At 62.9% G+C, this 18,903-nt stretch carries 18 protein-coding genes (1 of these 18 cut by a window edge); 10 read left to right on the top strand and 8 right to left on the bottom strand.

Features of this window, described 5'->3' with window-relative positions:
• A protein-coding gene (locus I6L33_RS08035) for a ribonuclease (RefSeq protein WP_019839879.1) crosses the window boundary here: on the bottom strand, nucleotides 1-322 show its beginning. The gene continues 326 nt to the left of window position 1, outside the view; 322 of the gene's 648 nt are visible here — the first part of the coding sequence; its start codon is at nucleotides 320-322; the stop codon falls past the left edge of the window.
• A gap of 230 nt (nucleotides 323-552) precedes the next feature.
• On the opposite strand from I6L33_RS08035, the gene I6L33_RS08030 reads away from it, so the two are divergent.
• Entirely contained in the window at nucleotides 553-1,113 is a 561-nt protein-coding gene (locus I6L33_RS08030; RefSeq protein WP_005309014.1) for a carbonic anhydrase, read from the top strand.
• 144 nt (nucleotides 1,114-1,257) lie between these two features.
• A complete protein-coding gene (locus tag I6L33_RS08025) occupies nucleotides 1,258-1,551 on the top strand; it encodes a hypothetical protein (RefSeq protein WP_216973857.1) in 294 nt (97 codons plus the stop codon).
• 69 nt (nucleotides 1,552-1,620) lie between these two features.
• Here I6L33_RS08025 and I6L33_RS08020 read toward each other — a convergent pair whose 3' ends face one another.
• Both I6L33_RS08020 and I6L33_RS08015 read right to left on the bottom strand, forming a co-directional pair.
• Complete coding sequence (locus I6L33_RS08020; protein WP_216973856.1) at nucleotides 1,621-4,671, bottom strand: cytochrome c peroxidase; 3,051 nt, start codon at nucleotides 4,669-4,671, stop codon at nucleotides 1,621-1,623.
• A 193-nt stretch (nucleotides 4,672-4,864) separates the two neighbouring features.
• A complete protein-coding gene (locus I6L33_RS08015; RefSeq protein WP_017788712.1) occupies nucleotides 4,865-5,773 on the bottom strand; it encodes an S-adenosyl-l-methionine hydroxide adenosyltransferase family protein in 909 nt (302 codons plus the stop codon).
• Between the two features lie 171 nt (nucleotides 5,774-5,944).
• Here I6L33_RS08015 and I6L33_RS08010 point away from each other — a divergent pair, with 171 nt between their 5' ends.
• Together I6L33_RS08010 and I6L33_RS08005 are read left to right on the top strand one after the other, a co-directional pair.
• A complete protein-coding gene (locus I6L33_RS08010) occupies nucleotides 5,945-6,400 on the top strand; it encodes a hypothetical protein (protein WP_216973855.1) in 456 nt (151 codons plus the stop codon).
• A gap of 58 nt (nucleotides 6,401-6,458) precedes the next feature.
• On the top strand, nucleotides 6,459-6,608 hold the full coding sequence (locus I6L33_RS08005) for a hypothetical protein (protein ID WP_216974158.1): 150 nt from the start codon (nucleotides 6,459-6,461) through the stop codon (nucleotides 6,606-6,608).
• Between the two features lie 6 nt (nucleotides 6,609-6,614).
• Here the strand turns inward: I6L33_RS08005 and I6L33_RS08000 are convergent, their stop codons facing one another.
• Complete coding sequence (locus I6L33_RS08000) at nucleotides 6,615-7,847, bottom strand: MFS transporter (RefSeq protein WP_216973854.1); 1,233 nt, start codon at nucleotides 7,845-7,847, stop codon at nucleotides 6,615-6,617.
• Between the two features lie 219 nt (nucleotides 7,848-8,066).
• Between I6L33_RS08000 and I6L33_RS07995 the strand changes: the two genes are divergently transcribed.
• The 5 genes from I6L33_RS07995 (at nucleotide 8,067) to I6L33_RS07975 (ending at nucleotide 11,910) form a co-directional block, all read left to right on the top strand.
• Entirely contained in the window at nucleotides 8,067-8,936 is an 870-nt protein-coding gene (locus I6L33_RS07995; RefSeq protein ID WP_017787549.1) for a LysR family transcriptional regulator, read from the top strand.
• A gap of 102 nt (nucleotides 8,937-9,038) precedes the next feature.
• The gene (locus I6L33_RS07990; protein WP_216973853.1) at nucleotides 9,039-10,283 is read left to right on the top strand and encodes a DEAD/DEAH box helicase; all 1,245 of its coding nucleotides are present in this window, start codon (nucleotides 9,039-9,041) and stop codon (nucleotides 10,281-10,283) included.
• 126 nt (nucleotides 10,284-10,409) lie between these two features.
• On the top strand, nucleotides 10,410-10,844 hold the full coding sequence (locus tag I6L33_RS07985) for a GNAT family N-acetyltransferase (protein WP_065017926.1): 435 nt from the start codon (nucleotides 10,410-10,412) through the stop codon (nucleotides 10,842-10,844).
• The gene (locus tag I6L33_RS07980) at nucleotides 10,841-11,482 is read left to right on the top strand and encodes an FMN-dependent NADH-azoreductase (protein ID WP_216973852.1); all 642 of its coding nucleotides are present in this window, start codon (nucleotides 10,841-10,843) and stop codon (nucleotides 11,480-11,482) included. The genes I6L33_RS07985 and I6L33_RS07980 overlap by 4 nt, the downstream gene beginning before the upstream one ends.
• Nucleotides 11,479-11,910 carry a carboxymuconolactone decarboxylase family protein gene (locus I6L33_RS07975; protein ID WP_010635080.1) on the top strand — a complete coding sequence of 144 codons (432 nt, stop codon included), beginning with the start codon at nucleotides 11,479-11,481 and terminating at the stop codon, nucleotides 11,908-11,910. Before I6L33_RS07980 ends, I6L33_RS07975 begins: the two co-directional genes overlap by 4 nt.
• 60 nt (nucleotides 11,911-11,970) lie before the next feature.
• Here I6L33_RS07975 and I6L33_RS07970 read toward each other — a convergent pair whose 3' ends face one another.
• Both I6L33_RS07970 and I6L33_RS07965 read right to left on the bottom strand, forming a co-directional pair.
• Nucleotides 11,971-13,263 carry a lipopolysaccharide biosynthesis protein gene (locus tag I6L33_RS07970; protein WP_216973851.1) on the bottom strand — a complete coding sequence of 431 codons (1,293 nt, stop codon included), beginning with the start codon at nucleotides 13,261-13,263 and terminating at the stop codon, nucleotides 11,971-11,973.
• 165 nt (nucleotides 13,264-13,428) lie between these two features.
• Entirely contained in the window at nucleotides 13,429-14,190 is a 762-nt protein-coding gene (locus I6L33_RS07965) for a CphA family subclass B2 metallo-beta-lactamase (protein WP_254204964.1), read from the bottom strand.
• 694 nt (nucleotides 14,191-14,884) lie between these two features.
• On the opposite strand from I6L33_RS07965, the gene I6L33_RS07960 reads away from it, so the two are divergent.
• Nucleotides 14,885-15,838 carry a DUF2971 domain-containing protein gene (locus I6L33_RS07960; protein WP_216973849.1) on the top strand — a complete coding sequence of 318 codons (954 nt, stop codon included), beginning with the start codon at nucleotides 14,885-14,887 and terminating at the stop codon, nucleotides 15,836-15,838.
• An 85-nt stretch (nucleotides 15,839-15,923) separates the two neighbouring features.
• Here the strand turns inward: I6L33_RS07960 and I6L33_RS07955 are convergent, their stop codons facing one another.
• On the bottom strand, nucleotides 15,924-17,627 hold the full coding sequence (locus I6L33_RS07955) for an amidase (RefSeq protein ID WP_216973848.1): 1,704 nt from the start codon (nucleotides 17,625-17,627) through the stop codon (nucleotides 15,924-15,926).
• A 163-nt stretch (nucleotides 17,628-17,790) separates the two neighbouring features.
• Nucleotides 17,791-18,888 (bottom strand): agmatine deiminase, encoded by a 1,098-nt coding sequence (aguA, locus tag I6L33_RS07950; protein ID WP_216973847.1) that lies wholly within the window; start codon nucleotides 18,886-18,888, stop codon nucleotides 17,791-17,793.
• Nucleotides 18,889-18,903: the final 15 nt, after the last annotated feature.

Here is an 18,903-nt window from a genome sequence, read left to right as displayed (position 1 = left end):
TGCCGTGCTTCTCCCACTCATGGCGATAGAGAAAGCGGCTGGGATAGAGGCCGGCAAATTGCTGCTCCATCGCAGGATCCAGCCGCTCGCGGGTACAGCTGCTCGGGTAGCCGCGCTGGTACTGGGGCCAGAGCCCGTGTAGCACGAATCCCAGCTGGCGGGAACATTGGTCCCGGTCGGCCGGCTTGATGGCGCAGTGCTCTGGTGACCAGGAGAGCGCCATGGCGTAATAATCAAACTCGCCGGCCTCCCCTTTGGCCTGAACGGCAGAGGAGAACCAGGGGGCCAGCAGCATGCCGAGCAGCACAACAATCTTCTTCATCTTGGATATCCAGGGTTATGCAAATAGTGTCGAGCGGGCCGTTTCGCCCTCGGGAACGGCCATGCTCCCATATTTTGCCCAAAGGGAACACCCTGCCGGGGCGCCGGCCAATGTCGGGGTCAGACCAGTAAAGGGTTTCCCCTCCCGGCACCGAGGCGTAAGCTGACTCTCCGGCGGGCCCGCACGTCCGGCCTGTTTCCCGTCCGCTTTCCTCTTCAACAGGATGTAACATGATCCGCAAGAATCCCTCCGGCCATCTGCCGGTCATCGACGAGTCAGCCTATATCGACAAGACAGCCATCATCTGTGGCAAGGTGATCATCAAGGAGAACGTGTTTGTCGGCCCCTATGCGGTGATCCGCGCCGACGAGGTGGATGCCAGCGGCGACATGGAGCCCATCGTCATCGGCGCCAACTCCAACATTCAGGACGGGGTCGTCATCCACTCCAAGTCCGGCGCGGCGGTCACCATCGGCGAGTACACCTCCATCGCCCACCGCAGCATAGTCCACGGCCCGTGCGAAGTGGGTAACCGGGTGTTCATCGGCTTCAACAGCGTGCTCTTCAACTGCCACATAGGTGACGGCGCCGTGGTGCGTCACAACTCGGTGGTGGACGGCTGCGATCTGCCGCCGGAGTTCTACGTCCCCTCCACCACCCGCATCAACCAGCAGAGCGATCTGGACCATATCCCTCGAGTCTCGGTGGATGCCGCCGAGTTCTCCGAGGACGTGGCCCACACCAACATCGATCTGGTCAAGGGGTACAAGGCGCTCTCCAACGAGTTCTGAGTCCCGCTGTTGCCAGGATCCACAACGGGCGCCCAGGCGCCCGTTGTCATGACTGTAAAGAGGGTGAAAAGGGAGCGTAAAAGCCGTTGAGATAGCGGCTCGCCTGGCGTTTGATGGGCCATCTTCCCTGGATGGAGTCATCCCATGTCACGTTACACCCTCGCACTTACCCTGCTGCTTGCCAGCCTGTCGGCCCAGGCCTGCGAGCTGCCAGCCCCGCCAGCCGGTCGTCCCGACACGCGCCCGCCGGCGTTACCCGCCTCCCTCTATCACGCCAGCAAGCTGGGCCAGGATCCTCAGGCCACCGCCCAGGCGCTGTTCAAGAACATTCCGCCGGCCGAAGCCGACAAACGCTATGAGGTGGTGGTAAGCGTGCGCGAGCTGCCACCCCAGCCCATCCGGCTTCAACCCGCAGCCGCACCACTCAAGGGGCAGTAAGGCTCACCGCAGAACCGGCCATGAAAAGGGCGCCGCAGCGCCCTTGTCGAGATCATGACTCGAGTTCCTCTAACGTGCCCGCACGCAGGCGACGCCGTGAGCCTCTTGCGGCAGATCCGTGATGAGCTCGCCGCTGCCCGGATCGAGCAGAGGGGCCTCCCCGTCGTCGTTGGGGGCATCGCTACTCCAGAGCCGGCTGTAGAGCGGCCAGCCCTGCTCCGTCAGCAGCTTCATCTCCTCACCGACCTGATGATAGGCGGCAAACAGCGCCGTCAGCTCCCTGGCCGCCGGCAGGCGCCAATCATCGTGGCCACGCGCCACCAGCTGCTGGCAGTAGTCGCGAGCCCGCTCCTGGCTCATCACCACGTAGTCGTGGGGGAAGGGGTTGTAATCCCCATCCTCATCCCTGGCACTGCCGTCGTAGGCCAGCTCCAGCCGGTCCGCTTCCGCGCGAGTCAGGGGGCAGACGAAGATCAGCTCGCCCGCCACCAGCTCGGGATGACGGCAACCCTGGCTGAAATCGGGCTGGGCATCCACCACCTGCACCGCCAGTTCCAGCATCCGCTCGCCCGTGCTCACCTGCACCCGGGCCGGCCCCACCGCCAGAGCGCGCAGCACTCCATCGCCGTCGATGCTGACCCGCTCCGGCGTCATGCTGCGCCACTGCAAGGGGCCCTGCGCCGGATTGCGCGTGCCATCGCTCAGCCGCAGTTCGGCCTGCAGAGCCAGCGCCTGGCCCACTTCCAGCCGGGGGGCTGCCGGCGTCACCTGCAGATCGATCACGATGGCAGACACCGGCGCCTCGTCAGCCACCCCGCTCAATCCGAGCTCGGCGACCGTGGCCGGAGTGCGCCTCGGCTCGGCAGACACGCTACGCAGGAACTCACCGATGGCATCCAGCTCGTCGTTGGAGAGACCGAGCGCATGCAGGTGATCGGAGGCTTGCGGGAAGAAGGGATCGTACTGCGCAACCCCGGTCGGGAAGCCCACCCCGCTGCTCCACTTGGTCACCCCGAAGTTGTACATGGCCACCACCCCCTGCACGGAACTGCCGATACGCTGCGCCAGGATGGGGAAGACCCCGTTGTGCATATAAGGTGCGGTAAATGCCACATCCCGCAGGCTGGGGGTCTTGAAGCGCCCCATGTCTGCCTTTTGGCGGGTGTGCAGGAAACGGCCACGGTCTTCCAGATTGCGACCATAGTAGGCCAGCCCCACGCTCTCGAACCGGTACTGGCTCAGCAACGGCCCGGAGTGGCAGTTCATGCAGCGGCCATCGGTGCGATAGAGGTGCATCCCCCACAGCGCCTTGTCGCTTAGGGCCTGCCCGTCGCCTTGGACGAAGCGCTCGAAGTCGCTGTCGCGGCTGATGATGGTGCGCTCGAAGGTGGCGATCGCCTTGGCGATCCGCTCCAGGCTGATCCCCTCGTCACCGAACGCCGTGGCAAAGGCCGCCGGGTAGTCGCGGCTGGCCCGCAGACGCGCCAGCAGTTCGTCGTGATCCAGCGCCATCTCCACCGGATTCTGGATGGGGTGCAGCGACTGCTCTTCAAGGGAACCGACCCGGCCATCCCAGAACTGGCTGCTGCTGAAAGCACTGTTGAGGATGGAGGGAGCGTTGCGGGTCCCCTTCTGCCCCTGATGGCCCACCGAGACGCTCAGCCCGTCGCTCCACCCCTTTTGCGGATCGTGGCAGCTGGCACAGCTGATGTCTTGCGCCCGGGAGAGCCGCTTGTCGAAGAACAGTTGTTGGCCCAGCACCACCTTGGCCCGGCTGTAAGGGTTGTCGGCCGGGAAGGGGACCGCCGGCAGCGGCCCCAGCTCCTGCCACTCGACCCCCTCATCGACCCTGGCGGCCGGCCATTGGGTGGCAGGGCCGGCATACTGGGCGCGCAGGGCGGCCATGTCGGGCATGCTGTCGTCACGGATGACCGAAGGGCGTACCGGATAGGGCGCCAGCGCATACCAGAGCACGCTGCCCTCCCCCTCCTCGAGCCAGCTGCCCGTGGCGGGTTGGTAAAGAGCGGGGCGGCCGGCGCCGTCCTGCAGCCAGATCCGGGTCGGCACTGCCAGAGCAAAGGTGTGGGGGTAGCGCCAACTCTGCTTGTCCGCCGCCAGCAGCCGTTCAAATTCGGCCAGGCCAGGCAGTCGCCAGTCACCGCGTCCGCAGCCGGTCGGCACCACTCCCAGCCCGGCACGGCTGCTCTGCGGCAAGATGCTGCTGCCGCTGGCGTGCAACCAGTACTGACTGCCCTTGACCCCGGCGGGGCTGCGCACATCGTGCAGGCAACGCCAGTCAGTGCCGCTCGTCAGCCGGCCCTGCTCATCAAGGCGCAGCAGCTCGGCCGTCTCCGGCTCGTCGGGCTGGCTGGGTTGGGCGGGATAGAGCAGCTGCCTCGCCGCCTCGATGGGGCTGCTGTTGCTGCGCCGATACCAGCTACGCTCCCCCTGATCGGCACGCAGGGCCAGCAGCATCTGCCAGCTGTCCGGATAGTTGAGCTCGGCCCCCGGCTGGCGCTGGGCCAGCAACAGGGCTGCATAGTCCTGGATGAGTGTTTGCTGTTGCAGACGGATCTCTGCCAGTTGCCCCCACTCGCTCTGATCGAGGGTGCCGTCTCCATTGCGGTCGGCCAGCAGGAACAGCGCCGTCTCCTCTTCATCCAGTCGCAAGGAAGGTGCGTCAGCGCGGCGGGCCGACAGTGCCGTGGCACCGAGATCGGCCACTCGGGCCGTCGCGGCGCGCAGAATATAGCTGCCGTCGCTCCCCACCAGCTCCAGCGGCTGATCCAGCAGCAAACCGGCCGGCAGCGTCATGACCAAGGGGCGCTCCTCCCCCACCTCTCCGCTCACCGCGATGCCGGTAGCGGCCTGGCGCAGCAGCAGGGTGGCCCCCAGCCCCAGGCGGGTCGTCACATCGAGCCGCACGGTCAACTCGCTGCGGGTATGGGTCGGTACCGGCTCAACCGGCGGCTCTGTGGGTGGCGTCACCACCGGAGGTTCTACCGGCGGCTCTACCACGGGCGGTGTAACCACCGGCACAGAGGGAACGGGCGCCTGGCTATGGTTGTCATTGCAGGCGGTCAGGATCAGCAGGCTGACCAGTAAGAGGCTGGTTTTCATCGTGCAAAGGGTGAGTGGTCTGAGGAGTCGGCGATTATCCAGCCAAATGACAATCATTATCAATATCACCTTGCAAATATGTGTTTTGACAACAACCATCCTGCCTCGGACGCCATGACAAGAGGGCAGGCATCCGTCGATGCCTGCCCTCTTTATCTCCGTGTACCGGCCACCCGGTGACCTCAGCTTGTCGTCAGGAGCACTTCTTCAGGCTGATATGCCAGTTGGCGCCGGATTGCACCTGATGCTGGGCGGCGAAGCTGTCCATGTTCAGCGCCACCGACACCTGCAGCAGGCTGTTGAGGTAGACCAGCGGCTGGCCTTCCGGCACATCGCCAAAGCTGCTGACATAGGGGGCCTTGCCCTCGTATTTCAACGCATCCCCTTCGCTGATCTTGATGCAGGCGTTGTCGCCCTTGTTGATCCCCGCCTTGGTCAGCAGGCTGTCGTCGATGTTGGTCCAGACGTTGCCGTACTGCACGTCCAGGATCGGAATGGTGCCCCTGAGAGTGCCATCCTGCTCGGCCACTGCCGGCTGATAGGGGATCTTCACCACCTCGGCAGGCAGTTTCGGGCCCACCTGCTCATAGCTGATGGCACCGGAGGCGAGCCGGGCGCCGGTGTAGGCGTAGACGTCGCGACCGTGGAAGGTGTAGGACTTCTCGGAGCCCTTGAGGCGGTTGGTCTTCTCGTCGATCTGACGCACCGTGTCGATGCCGAAGTGCTCCGCCACCAGGGTCAGGGTGCCGTTGTCCGGGCTGACGATGTAGTGGCCGCTCTTGGTCTTGAGCACCACCGACTTGCGATCGGTGCCGACCCCCGGATCCACCACGCTGACGAACACAGTCCCCTTGGGCCAGTACTGCAGGGTCTGATAGAGACGGTAGGAGGCTTCCCAGATGTTGTAGGCCGGGATCTCGTGGGTCAGGTCATAGAGTGGCAGGGTGCGATCCACCCCGAAGGCGACCCCCTTCATGGCCGAAACGGCACCATCCTTGAGACCGAAGTCGGTCTGGATCACCAACGCCTCGTTGGCGGTGGCAAGGCCGCTGGCCAGCAACAGGGCGAGCGCAAGCGCACGGGGGGCGGTACGAATATCCATATCTGAACTCCTGAAGGTAACGACAAAACAACCATCTAGACATCCAGAATGCCATCACTGCCACATATTGCAAGCCGTATTCCCCGGATGGGGGGCGCCGAAAGCCCTCGCCAGCCGGTCGCGGCGGGTGTATGGATAGGGCTGAGTCGCGACCGCCACTAAGGAGACCCCATGACCCGCCACCAGACCGCCATCCTGCTCAGCCTGGGGGAGCACAGCAGCCAGCTGCAGCTGACCCGGGCCGACGGCACCCGCTTCACCCGTGACTTGGGCTTTGGCCTCGACGCCATGACGCCGGGCCCATTTCGCCGGGATCCGCCGAGCGCGCTGGAGCTGGAGCAGGCCATCATGGTGGTGGAGGACGTGCTGATGCCGCTGGCCGCCGAGGTACCGCCCCATGAGGTGGTGACCCTGCAGGCGCCGCTGCCGCTGGCCGAGGTGCTCGGCAGTCGTGAACTGAGCCGGGAGAGCCTGGAGCAGCTGTTCGGCCAGTTTGCCGCCATGGTGGAGGGTGACCCGCTGGCCGCAGCCAATCTGCCCAAGACCCGGCGCTTTGCCGCTGCCCTCTTGATCCTGCGTGAATGGATGCACCATCTGTCAGCCGAGCGAGTAGTGCTGGCCGACTGAGCCACACTAACCTGCCCAAGACCCGGCGCTTTGCCGCCGCCCTCTTGATCCTGCGCGAATGGATGCACCATTTGTCGGCCGAGCGGGTGGTGCTGGCCGACTGAGTCACACCAGCCTGCCCAAGACCCGGCGCTTTGCCACTGCCCTCTTGATCCTGCGCGAATGGATGCACCATCTGTCAGCCGAGCGGGTGGTGCTGGCCGACTGAGTCACGCTAGCCGGCAGCCGGCTCGAAGCGGGTGCGCCAGGCCGCCCAGGCCAGCCCCAGGCTGATCAGCACGCTGCCGACGCTGAGCAGATCCACCGCCGCCTGCACGCCGGCCCCGTCGCTGACCCAGCCCAGCAGCACAGGCACCCAGTTCGCCACATAGGCGATCACGTAGAAGAGCGACACCAGTCGGGCGTGGCTGGCAGCCGGCGCGATGCGGTTGACCAGGGTCGCACTGCCAACGAACACCGCACCCTGGGCGTAACCGGCCACCAGCAAACCGAGCACCGCCAGCCACCACGACTGGACATGCACGGCGCCGGCAAACAGCAACATGCAGAGCGCTAGCGCCAGGGCGCCGCTTTGCAGGGTGTGACGGGCATCGAGCCGGCGGGCCCAGAGCTGGCACAGGCCGGAGAGCACCATGTAGGCCGCGATGAGATAGCCGAACAGACCCAGATCCCGCAGCCCCAGCAGCTGGCTCGCCACCTTGGGACCGATGGCCAGCAGGCTGGCCGCCACCGCCCAGGCGGTAAACAGCGCCAGTGCACAAATAAAGAAAGCCGCCCCGGTGGCCTTGAGCCCCTCCCCCAGCGATCCCCTGCCCTGCTGCGTTGCCGCAGTCGGCGCCCCTTGCGCGCTGGCGGGCCAGCTCAACGCCACCCCCGCCATGGCGCAGGCCGCCAGCCCCATGATGAGCAGGAAGGGCAGTTGGGTCGGATAGCACTCCAGCTGCAGCGCCAACCCGCTGAACACCGGGCCGAGCGCCAACCCGGCGGTGAAGGAGAGGGTCGCGCTGAGGGCGGCCCGCTTGCCGCCATCGCGCGGGCCAAAGCGCAGCAGAGCCACGTTGGCGGCGCCGGTCAGGGCGCCGGTGCCGATCCCGGCCAGCACCCGCGCCAGCAACAGCGACCAGAAGGAGTCCGCCAGAGAGAACAGCAGGGCGCCCCCCAGTACCGCCAGCAGGGCTGGCAGGATCATGGCGCGCAGATCGCTCACCCTGCCCGCCAGATTGCCCACCCCGAACAGGGAGATCAGCACCCCGCCCGCATAGCCGCCGTAGATGAGGGTGAGGCTGACATCGCTCAGGGCCAGCGCCTGCTGATAATGGGGATAGAGGGGAGTGGGTACGCTGCTGTTGAGCAGCGCCGACATCAGCGCCAGCGGCAGAAACAGCAGGATGGCGCGATGGGAGGTGGCCGCCGCAGAGGGGGCGGCGGCACAAAGATATGATGACATGCAAGGCTCCGATGAGGGCGGGCAAGGCCGCTGACGAGAGGCGTCATGATAGCGCCCGTCGCGGCCCCTCGACAGCGACACAAATGCATCAGCCTGCTTCAATAATGCATGTCAGTGGCATCTATCTGCATGTCGACAAGGGTACTCTTGCCTTGTGATCCCGCCAGCGCTGGCTTCTAATGAGCAAGCTCCAACAGGGGCTGACAAACGGGAGGCTCGATGATCAACTGGGACGACGCGCGGTTTTTTCTGGCACTGGCACGGCAGGGCACCCTGCGCGGCGCTGCCGGCGTACTGGGGGTCGATCAGGCCACCGTGGGGCGCCGCATCACGGCGCTGGAGCAGAACCTCGGCTCCAAGCTCTTTATCCGCACCCCCAAGCTCTATGATCTCAGTCCCCTCGGCGAGGCCATGCTGGCGGATGCCAGCGCCATGGAGCAGGCCATCAAGGCCATCGAACGCAAGGCGAGCGCCGGTGACCAGAGCCTGTGCGGCGAGGTGCGCATCGCCACCACCGACACCCTGGCCCAGGCCTTCGTGCTGCCCGCCCTCACCTTACTGCGCGAGCGCCACCCCGGTATCCGGCTCAGCCTGCAGACCGCGGTCAGCGTCAGCGACATCGCCTACCGGGAGGCCGATCTCGCCATCCGCGGGCTGCGCCCGGACAACGACGAGCTGGTGATCAAACGCCTCACCACCATAGAGATGGGGCTCTATGCCTCTCGCGACTATCTGGCCCGCCACGGCACGCCCAAGAGCGGCCACGGCCTCAGCCAGCACGCCCTGCTGCTGTTTGCCAGGGAGCTGGTCTCCCGCCACTGGCACAGTCTGTGCGGGGAGCCGCTGCACGAGCCCAACGTGGTGCTGCAGTGCAACGCCCAGCTGCTGTTGCTGGCGGCGGCCCGCCAGGGGCTCGGCATCGCCCTGCTCTCCACCTTTCTGGCGGACAAGGAGCCGGAACTGGTGCGCGTGCTGCCCACCCTGTGCGATCCGGTCGACATCTGGCTGGTGCTCCACCCCGACTTGCAAAAAGCCAGCCGGGTGCGCGCCGTGGTGGACGCGCTGGAGGAGGTGTTTCACTGTCGCTGAGCCGGCGGCGCCTTCTGCCCGCGGCCCCGCATCTGTTACCATGCCGGCCATCAAGACTGTTTCCAGCGCGGCGTGGCCGCGCCCATCCCGACGGGTACCCTTATGTCCATTGCCTCCTTCGCCGATCTGGCGCTCTCCCCCCGCCTGCAGCAGACCCTGACCGAGCTTGGCTACGCCGCGCCGACCCCGGTGCAGGCCAGCGCCATCCCGGTCATTCTGACGGGGCGCGATCTGATGGCGGGTGCCCAGACCGGCACCGGCAAGACCGCCGCCTTCGTGCTGCCACTGCTGGAACAGCTGCTACAGCAGCCACAGGCAGAGCCCCGCCCCATCCGCGCCCTGGTGCTGGTGCCGACCCGCGAGCTGGCGGTGCAGGTACATGAGAGCGTCACGCGCTACGCCAAGGGCACCGACCTCACCAGCACGCTGGTCTACGGCGGGGTGAGCATAGCCGCACAGGTGGAGGCGTTGAAAGCCGGGGTGGATATCCTGATCGCTACCCCGGGCCGGCTGCTCGACCACCTGCGGCAAGGGGCCTTAAGTCTGGCGGCGCTGCGCCATCTGGTGTTTGACGAGGCGGACCGCATGCTCGACATGGGCTTTATGGACGAGATCAAGGCGCTGCTGAAGCAAATCCCGGCGGATCGTCAGACCCTGCTCTTTTCGGCCACCTGCGATGACAACCTGTTTGCCTTGAGCAAAGTGCTGCTGCGCGACCCGGCGCTGATTGAAGTGGCCCCACGCAACACCACGGCGGCCGAGGTGGAGCAGCGGGTCTATACCGTGGATGGCGATCGCAAGCTGGCGCTGGTCGAGCACATGTTGAAGGTAAAGGGCTGGGCGCCGGCGCTGATCTTCAGCCGCACCCGCCAGGGGGCCGACAAGCTGGCCCAGCAGCTCGGCAAGACCGGTATCAATGCGCTGGCCTTCCACGGTGATCTGTCACAAGGGGCGCGGGAGAAGGTGCTGCTGGAGTTTCGCGCCGGCACCCTGCAGGCACTGGTGGCCACCGATGTAGCGGCCCGCGGCCTCGATATCACGGATCTCAACTACGTGATCAATATGGAGTTCCCGTTTGTGGCGGAGGATTACGTGCACCGCATCGGTCGCACCGGTCGCGCCGGCAACAAGGGGCTCGCCATCACACTCTTCAGCCCGGAAGATGCGCCGCTGCTGGAGAAGGTGGAGGCGGTGCTCGACACCCGTTTGCCCCAGCAGTGGTTCCCGGGCTTTGAGCCGGATCTCACCCGCTTCGAGCCCGAGCCACGCCGCAGCAGCAAGGCGGCCCAAAAGCAGCGCGCCCGAAAGCAGGCGCTCGCTGGCAACAAGAGCAAGGCCCGCCGCTAATCCGGTGAGGGGGCCCAGGCTCCCTCCGCACGGCCACATGGCCTACTCATTTACACCGTTTTTGGCCCTGTGAGCGGGTCCATGGCGGGCATACAGTGCCTCATCACCCCAGCATGGACACCCGATGTGGCACACACTCTCCACCCCCTCGACGACGAAGCGGCCTTTGCCGCCAGCTTCGCCCTGATGCAGCAGCTGCGCCCCCACCTCAGCTGCCCGGAGCGCTATGTGGCGCAGCTCACCAGGCAGACGCAACAAGGCTATCGCCTGCTGGGTGCACGGGACGCCGAACGCATCGTCGGCCTGGCTGGCTATCGCCTGCAGGAAAATCTCATCTACGGGCGCTTTGTCTATATCGACGACCTCGTCGTCAGTCCCGACCTGCAGCGCAGCGGCCTGGGGGCGCAGCTTCTGGACGCCGTGCGCGCCGAAGCCCTGCGGCTGGGGTGCGATCACCTGGTGCTCGATACCGGCCTGCACAATGCGCTGGCCCAGCGCTTCTACTTTCGCTGCGGGTTGCTCTCCCGCGGGATGCACTTTTGCGAGGATCTGCGCCCATGAACCAGGTACTGCTGATCAATGCCAGCGCCCAGGGAGCTGCCTCTCACGCCAACCGGTTGGCGCTGGATCTGGTGGCCTGTCTGCGGCAAGCGCACCCGGCCCTCGCGCTGGTCGAACGCCCTGTTGGCACTGACCCCCTGCCGACCCTGAGCCAGGCCTATGTGCAGGCGCTGACCACGGCCACCCCCTTTGACGCCCCCGAGCTGGCCCTCTCCGAGACGCTGATCCGGGAGCTGGAGCAGAGCGATGCCCTGCTTATCGCCACCCCGCTGCACAACTTCACCCTGCCGGCCGCCCTCAAACTGTGGATTGACTATGTGCTGCGCATCCATCGCACCTTCCAGTCGAGTGCCGAGGGCAAGCTGGGGCTGCTGGCCGACCGCCCCGTCTACGTCCTGGTGGGATCGGGCGGCTTTCATCAGGGCCCGCGAGCCGGGCAACCCGATTTCCTGACCCCCTACCTGCGCCACGCGCTCAACACCCTGGGGCTGTTCAACATCCATTTCTTCTATCTGCAGGGACTGGTGTTCGGTGACGAGGCAGTGCGCCAGACCATCGACGCCAACCGCGCGCTGCTGGCGCAGCAGCCCCTGTTTAGCCGGCTTGCCGATCCACACCACCTTGGAGTACTGCCATGACTCAGCCAAGACTTCCCTTTTCCACCCTGTCAGCCGAGGCCTATCAAGGGCTGCGCGCCACCAGCGACGCCCTGGCCGCAGGCCCCCTCGGCGCCCCCTTGCTGGAGCTGGTCTATCTGCGCATCTCGCAGATCAACGGCTGCGCCTTCTGCCTAGGGATGCACGCCAAGGCGCTGCGCGAGTGCGAGGTGTCGCAGCAAAAACTCGATTGTCTGGCGGGATGGCGGGTCAGCGACCTGTTCAGCGAACGCGAGCGCGCCGCCCTGGCCTGGGCCGAGACGCTCACTTATGTCCATGAGGCAGGCGCACCGGACGAGCGCTACGCACCGCTCAAGGCCCATTTTTCCGATCGCGAGATCTCGGACCTGACTCTGGCGGCCGCCCTGATGAATGCCTTCAACCGGCTGGCCGTTGGCATGCTGCTGTAACCCGCAGCGCGACCCAATAAAAAACGCCCAAGCGGGCGTTTTTTATTGGCTGGCCGGCGGCTACCCGTGGCTGGCCAGCACGAGCGGCAGGGCCCGCAGGATGCGCTGCTCGGCCAGGGTGGAGAGCACAAACATCACCAGATAACCGAGGCCCAGCGCCACGATAATGGCCACCACGTTGGTGGTGAAGCGGGCCACCAGGTAGTAGGCCGCCACCAGCGCCACTATGCCCACCGCGCGGATCAGCAGACTCTGGGTGAAGTGGCCGTGGGCCTTGATGTAGGCAAGCTGGTAGCCATTGAGCATCATGAAGATGAAGAAGAGGGAGAAGTGCAGCAGCACCGGCACGGCCCCCAGATAGTCGGCCGGGAACAGCAGCGACACCAGCGGCTTGCCCGCCAGCAGCATCACCAGGAAGAAGACCAGGCTGACGATGGCGCTGAGGCGGAAGATCCAGCGCCGGATCAGGCGGATCTGGCGGTGATCACCGCTGCGCAGATTGACTGCCAGCTCCGGCAGCACGAAGCGGTAGATGGGGAAGACGAACAGGGTGGTCATGTAGGTGAAGATGGGGCGCACCACCACCTGAAAATCCCCCAGCTCGTCGAGGCTGAAGTGGCGGATGGTGAGCAGTACCGTGATGTAGATCATCAGGATGCTGGCCCCCGCCTCGAGGGATGCGGTAAAGCTCTTCTTCACATAGCTGCGCATCTCGGGGCCAAGCTCGACCCTGGCCAGCGGCCGGGTGGCGATGGCCCTACGCCGGTACAGATACATGTAGCCGGCGATACCGAGCGAAGAGAACGTCAGCCCGTAGAAGAGCGAAGCAAGGGCATCCAGGCCAAGTGCGAAATAACAGGCCATAAACAGCAGACCGTTGGCCAGCGGCTCCAGCCAGGTGACCCGGTTGGAGATCCCGTACATCCGGTACATGGCCACCAGATTGGTGAAGTAGACCTTGAGCCCCAGCCCGAAGATGACCCCCACCAGTTGCAGATATTCGGCCCGGATATGGAGCCCGTGCTTGATGTAGGGGATCACCAGCCCCCAGGTGAGCAGCACCATGCCGATGAGGAAGTAGCGGAAGATATTGATGATATCCCGATCGTTCCTGGTCTGGGAGTAGCTCACCACCATGGAGGAGCGAAAGCCGGTCATCAGGATGAGGGACAGCGAGATCAAATCCACCACGCTGTTGAACAGCGCCAGATCCCCCTTGGCCACCCACTGCGCCAGCCACACCTTGAAGGCGAAGCCGATGATGATGCTGGCAAGGGACGCCCACATGCCGGTGATGAAAGCCTGCTTGAGGCGGCCAAGTGAATCGGGTTGTTCGTCTTGAATTGCGTGCATCACGAAAGGCCCGCTAACTGCGTGAGGAGAGGCCCATCTTATGAAAGGGGGCCGCCCTTGAACAGCCCGAAACAGGGGGCAAGGGCGTCACCTTGCCAGAAACGCCCCGGTCGGGGCGCCTTCTTTAGTGCATCCAGCGCGTCATTCGGCTGCCGCCGCGCCGGCTTATGACTGGGGCGCGGCCTTGATCAGCGCCTCGTATTGATCGATAAGCTCAGGCCCGTGCAGCGGTGAGTCGTGACCGCCGATCACCGTCTTGATCGGCAGCTTCATCGCTTTCAGCCGCTCGATGGTCTGCGGATACTCCTTCACATTGGCAAAGCTCAGGTTGCCCAGCTTCTCCTTGAGGATGCAGTTGCCATAGAGCACCTGCTCATCGGGGAAGTAGACAAAGATGCCGTCCGGCGTATGGGCCGGGCCCGCGTAGAAGGCACGCAGCTTGCCCTCTTGCAGCGTGAAGTCGCCATCGTGCACCACGTTTGGCAGCACCAGCGGCAAGTCCGGGTACTCCGGCAGCCCCTTGCGGGTAAAGGCGACAATCTCGGCCCAGTCGCTCTTCATCAGATCCCGGGTCTGGCGGGTCGATACCACCTTGGCCCCGATGGACTTCCAGTAGGCGTTACCGCCTGCCCGGTCGGTGTGGTAGTTGGTGTTGATCACCTCCAGCACCGGCTGGCGGCTGACCCGTTTGATCAGCTTGTGCAGCTCGCGGGCGGTATCCGGCGTCCAGGTCGCTCCCACCACCGTCACGCCCTTGGCCCCGAAATAGACCATGGAGTTTTCCTGTATGTAGTAGTTGTCCTCGACAACGTAGACAGGGCCGCTCACCTGCGTCAGCGACATCCCCGCCGCCCGCACGCTGCCGCCCCAGAAACTCGCCATCAGCACCAGGGCCCCGGCCAGCCCGCACTTTATCCAACCTTTCATCATCTTGCTCCCTCGAACCAACCGCCCCCTCGCCACCCCTGTGACAAGTCGGGCCTATTTATCAGTGGGCAGAAAATACGGGGGATTTGTGAAGGGAAAATGGGCTTGAGTGAAGGGAGGGTGAAGTCGGGGGAAGTCAGAAAAAAATCAGGGGGAATCGGCGGCGAGCCACGCCAATATGGCGATTGACGGTGCGGGAAGTGGAGAGAGGTAAAGGCTCAAAACGAAACGACAACACAGATAGCAACCCCTCACCCTAACCCTCTCCCGAGGGAGAGGGGATGGTCCGTGCCAATTCCAACCCATTGATATTCACCCGCACCACAGAGCCAACACACAATCAGCGGAGCATATTTTCCCCCTTCTCCCCTTGCGGGAGAAGGGCTGGGGATGAGGGGGAGGTAACAATAAGTCCCATAATGTAGGGTCGATTAGCGCAGCGTAATCGTCCGTTTATCGCCACGCATCGAGTCATGGCAAGGCCAACAGAAAACTCTGAATATCACCTGCTTCTCGGCCACGGCCTGTCCGCGATCGTCTGAATACGATTCACTATTCGAACCCATGGCACTAACTGTGAAGACAATCATGCAAGCTAAACAATGCTCAATCTATCCCGACAATAGATTAGAAAACAAATATGAAATCATATTATGATGCATGAAATTACTCACTAAAACGTGCAGGTACGGTGATGAAGAAAGAAATTTCCTACAAATACAGGGCGATGAATACTAACCTAATAGAATCTCTTTGTTGGGATAAAATATTTTATGCTTCACCCGCGACCTTTAATGACCCACTTGACTGCAAAATGTTCTCCATTGAGAATAATTCTTCAATTGAAGAGCTAAGACAGATATATGCTAGGCTAAAGTTTCCTAGAACACTTAAAAATGCAGAACAGAACATTAGAGGTAAAGACATTGAAGCAAAAATAAAACCCTTACTAGAAGAAATGGCAAAATCTATAGTAATAGATGACTTAAATAGAATGAGTTATAACTCAACCGATCCAGAGTATACCTGTACACCGGAGGATGCTGAAACTGGAATATTAACTTCAAATATACTTTCAGAGTTAAGGGAACATTACAGTAGAGGTGTTTTCTGTTTTTCTAAAGATGGGAAAAACATGCTAATGTGGAGCCATTATGGTGATGAACATAAAGGTATCTGTATTGGATATAGCGATAATAGAAAGCCTGTTCCTGATATCAAGCCTGTGATATATGGCAAGCATGGCGTGATAAAAACATCATCACTTTACAATGCATTTGTTAAAAATGATAAAGATGAACAAACCATCATAGAAAATGAAATCCTCTTAAAGAAAAGCAGAACATGGAAATATGAAAAAGAATACAGACTGATAAGTAACATTGGTCTTCAAAACTCGCCCCTAATGTTAGAGGAAATCACGTTTGGTCTCCGATGCCCAGCTGAAATAAGGCATACGATTATAAAAATGATGGAAGATCGACAACCAAGTATAAAGTACTATGAAATGGTATTAACAAACAAAAATGCAGACCTAATTAAACAACCTTACAACGAAAATTGCGAGTGGAGCGTCCACTTACCCAAGGTAGCATATTCAGGCGTGGAAATTTTTGGTGAACATAAGATGGAAATACCGAACCAATAACACATTTAAATAAAAACCACCCGCATAACGGGTGGTTTTTTCATTATCTTCGGATAAACCAGATAGATTTAACTCACCACACAAATCAAGCCAACGGCGGCGTCCGTGGCGGCACCATGCGCTTGCTGCCGGTGGACTCGAAGGCCGAGGCGAAGCGCAGCAGGTTGTTGTCGTCATAGGCGCGACCGGCGAAGGTCAGGCCCACCGGCATACCGATATCGGCCATCACGCCCATCGGGACGGTGACGGTCGGCACGCCGAGGTGGCGAATGGCGAGGTTTCCGTTGGCAACCCAGATGCCGTTGCTCCAGGCGATATCGGCGGAGGCCGGATTCACATCCGCGTCAGCCGGGGCGACGTCGGCGACGGTGGGGAACAGCACGGCGTCGAGCTTGAGACCGTCCATCCAGTCTTCCAGATCCAGCTTGCGGGTCTTCTCCAGACCACGCAGGCCGTCCGGCACTGTGGCGATCTCGTCCCAGGATTTCAGGCCGCGCTTGGCCATATTGACGTACTCGTCCATGCCCGCCGCCAGATCGCCCTCGCGGTTCGGCAGGGTGCCCGGATCGTGGGGGAAGATCTTCGGCCCATCGACATCGGCCAACTTGTTGAGTTTGGGATCGCCGTTGGCGCGCAGGAAGTCGTCGAACGCCCAGCCGGAGAGCTCCCACAGCTCGTCGTTGAGAAACTCCGGGCTCACGATGCCGCGATTGAACACGGTCGGCGCGCCTGGTCGGTCCCCTTCGCAGTTGGAGACCAGCGGGAAGTCCACTTCGATGACCTCGGCGCCAGCGGCTTCCAGCGCCTGACGGGCCTGCTCCCACAGGGCAATCACGGAGTCGCGGGTATGGATGCGCTGACCGGTCGGGCCGCCGATACCGGGGTTTTCGCTGGTGCCGGCCAGTTCATCCTTGTTGATAAACATGCGCGGCACGCCGAGGCGCTTGCCCTTGAGGGCATCGGCCTTGGCAGCCAGCTCCAGATAGGAAGCCGGACGCACTTCGGAGGCCTTGGGCAGTTGCACCCAGGGCTGCATGCGCCAGAGATCGCCACGGGTATCGGCATCGTCAGCCACTACCACATCCAGCACTTCCAAGAGATCAGCCATGGTGCGGGCATAAGGCACCACCACATCCATGGTCGGAGTCAGCGGCCAGTTGCCGCGCACCGAGATGACACCACGGGACGGAGTGTAGGCGCACAGACCGTTGTTGGAAGCGGGGCCACGGCCGCTCGACCAGGTCTCTTCAGCCAGGCCGAAGGCGGAGAAGCTGGCGGCGGTGGCGGTACCGGCGCCGTTGGAGGAGCCGGAGGCAAACGGCGCGGTCAGGTAGTCGGCGTTGTAGGGGCTCTCGGCACGGCCATAGACGCCGCGCTGCATGCCGCCATTGGCCATCGGCGGCATATTGGTCTTGCCAAGGCAGATGGCACCGGCGGCGCGCAGGCGCTCAACGGTAAAGGCATCGCGCTGGGCCACCAGATCCTTGAAGGCCGGGCTGCCGGAGGCGGCGGTCAGCCCCTTGACCAGATAGCTGTCTTTGGCGGTGTAGGGGATGCCGTCCAGCGGGCCCAGAGTTTCGCCACGGGCGCGGCGCGCATCAGACGCTTGCGCCTCTTTCAGTGCATCGGGGTTGGGGACTACCAAAGCGTTGAGCTTGGTAGCAGTCTCGGGGCCGTTGTAGGCCTCGATCCGGGCCAGATAGGCCTTGACCAGTTCGACCGCTGTGGTGCGGCCTGCTTCGAGCGCACCGCGCAGCTCGGCAATGGAAACCTCGGTCACTTCGATCATTTGGATCTCCTGTAAAGGGTGACGGTGTGCGATATCGGCTAACGCGGCAATATCGCAGCGAATCGCTTCAGGGGGGTCGCGGCCGCTACAGCTCCCGACCCCCGTATATCAAGAGACAAAACCCCACGATGTGGGGTTTTGTCGAGTTAGTCGAGCCTGCTGCTTATTTCCCGGAGGGGATTTGCTGAGTAATGCAGTGAATATTGCCACCGCCCAGCAGGATCTCGCGAGCCGGCACGCCGACGACCTTATGCTGCGGGAAAATTTCTTCCAGGATGCGCTGGGCCTGCCCGTCGGTGGCGGCATCCAGCAGCGGGTAAACGATGCGATCGTTGGTGATGAGGAAGTTCACGTAGGAACCGGCCAGACGGCCTTCTGCCTCGCGCGGCACACCGGTACCGCTCTCGACACCGGCAGACTCTTCCTGGGTGCAGTAGAGCGGGCCCGGCTGGGGCAGCTTCCACACTTTCAGCTTGCGACCCTTGGCGTCGACCGCCGCTTCCAGCACCTTGAGGGCGGCCACGGAGCGCTCGTACTGGGGATCGTTCTGGTCGTCAGTCCAGTGCAGGGCCACTTCACCCGGACGCACGAAGCAGCACATGTTGTCGATGTGGCCGTCGGTCTCGTCCATGTAGACGCCTTCGTCCAGCCAGATAAAGCTCTGCACGCCCAGATAGTCGCGCAGGTGAGCTTCGATCTGCTCTTTGCTCAAATGCGGGTTGCGGTTTTCGTTGAGCAGGCACTCGGCGGTGGTCAGGCAGGTGCCTTCGCCGTCGACGTGGATGGAGCCCCCTTCCAGAATGAGCGGCGCGTCGTAACGATCCATGCCGTGCTGTGCCAGCATCTGGGCCGCCACTTGCTCATCTTGATCCCAGGGGTAGTAGAGACCGCCCTTGTGGCCGCCCCAGGCGTTGAAGCCCCAATCCACGCCACGGCACTCGCCGGTTGCGTTGGTGACGATGGTGGGGCCGCTGTCGCGGGCCCAGCAGTCATCGCTGTTCATCTCGACCAGGGTGACATGGCTGGGCATGATGGCGCGGGCCTGCTCCATAAACCGGGCCGGCACCCCCATAAAGACCGGGGTGGCTTGCCCGATGGCATCCGCCACCTTGGCGAAGGTGGCTTGCGCGAAGCGACCGGCCTCACGCCAGTTGTCCGGGCGAAACGGCCAGATCATCCAGACGGCCTGCTGGTGTGCCCACTCGGCGGGCATGGTGAAGCCGTCGGCGGCCGGCGTGGTGTTCATGGTCTTGATGCTCATCGCAAGGCTCCTTGC

Origin of the sequence: Aeromonas sp. FDAARGOS 1403 (assembly GCF_019047325.1) — a bacterium.
GTDB classification, from domain to species: domain Bacteria; phylum Pseudomonadota; class Gammaproteobacteria; order Enterobacterales; family Aeromonadaceae; genus Aeromonas; species Aeromonas dhakensis.
Note: the sequence above shows the minus strand (reverse complement) of the source record. Positions and strands in the feature narration are given on the sequence as shown.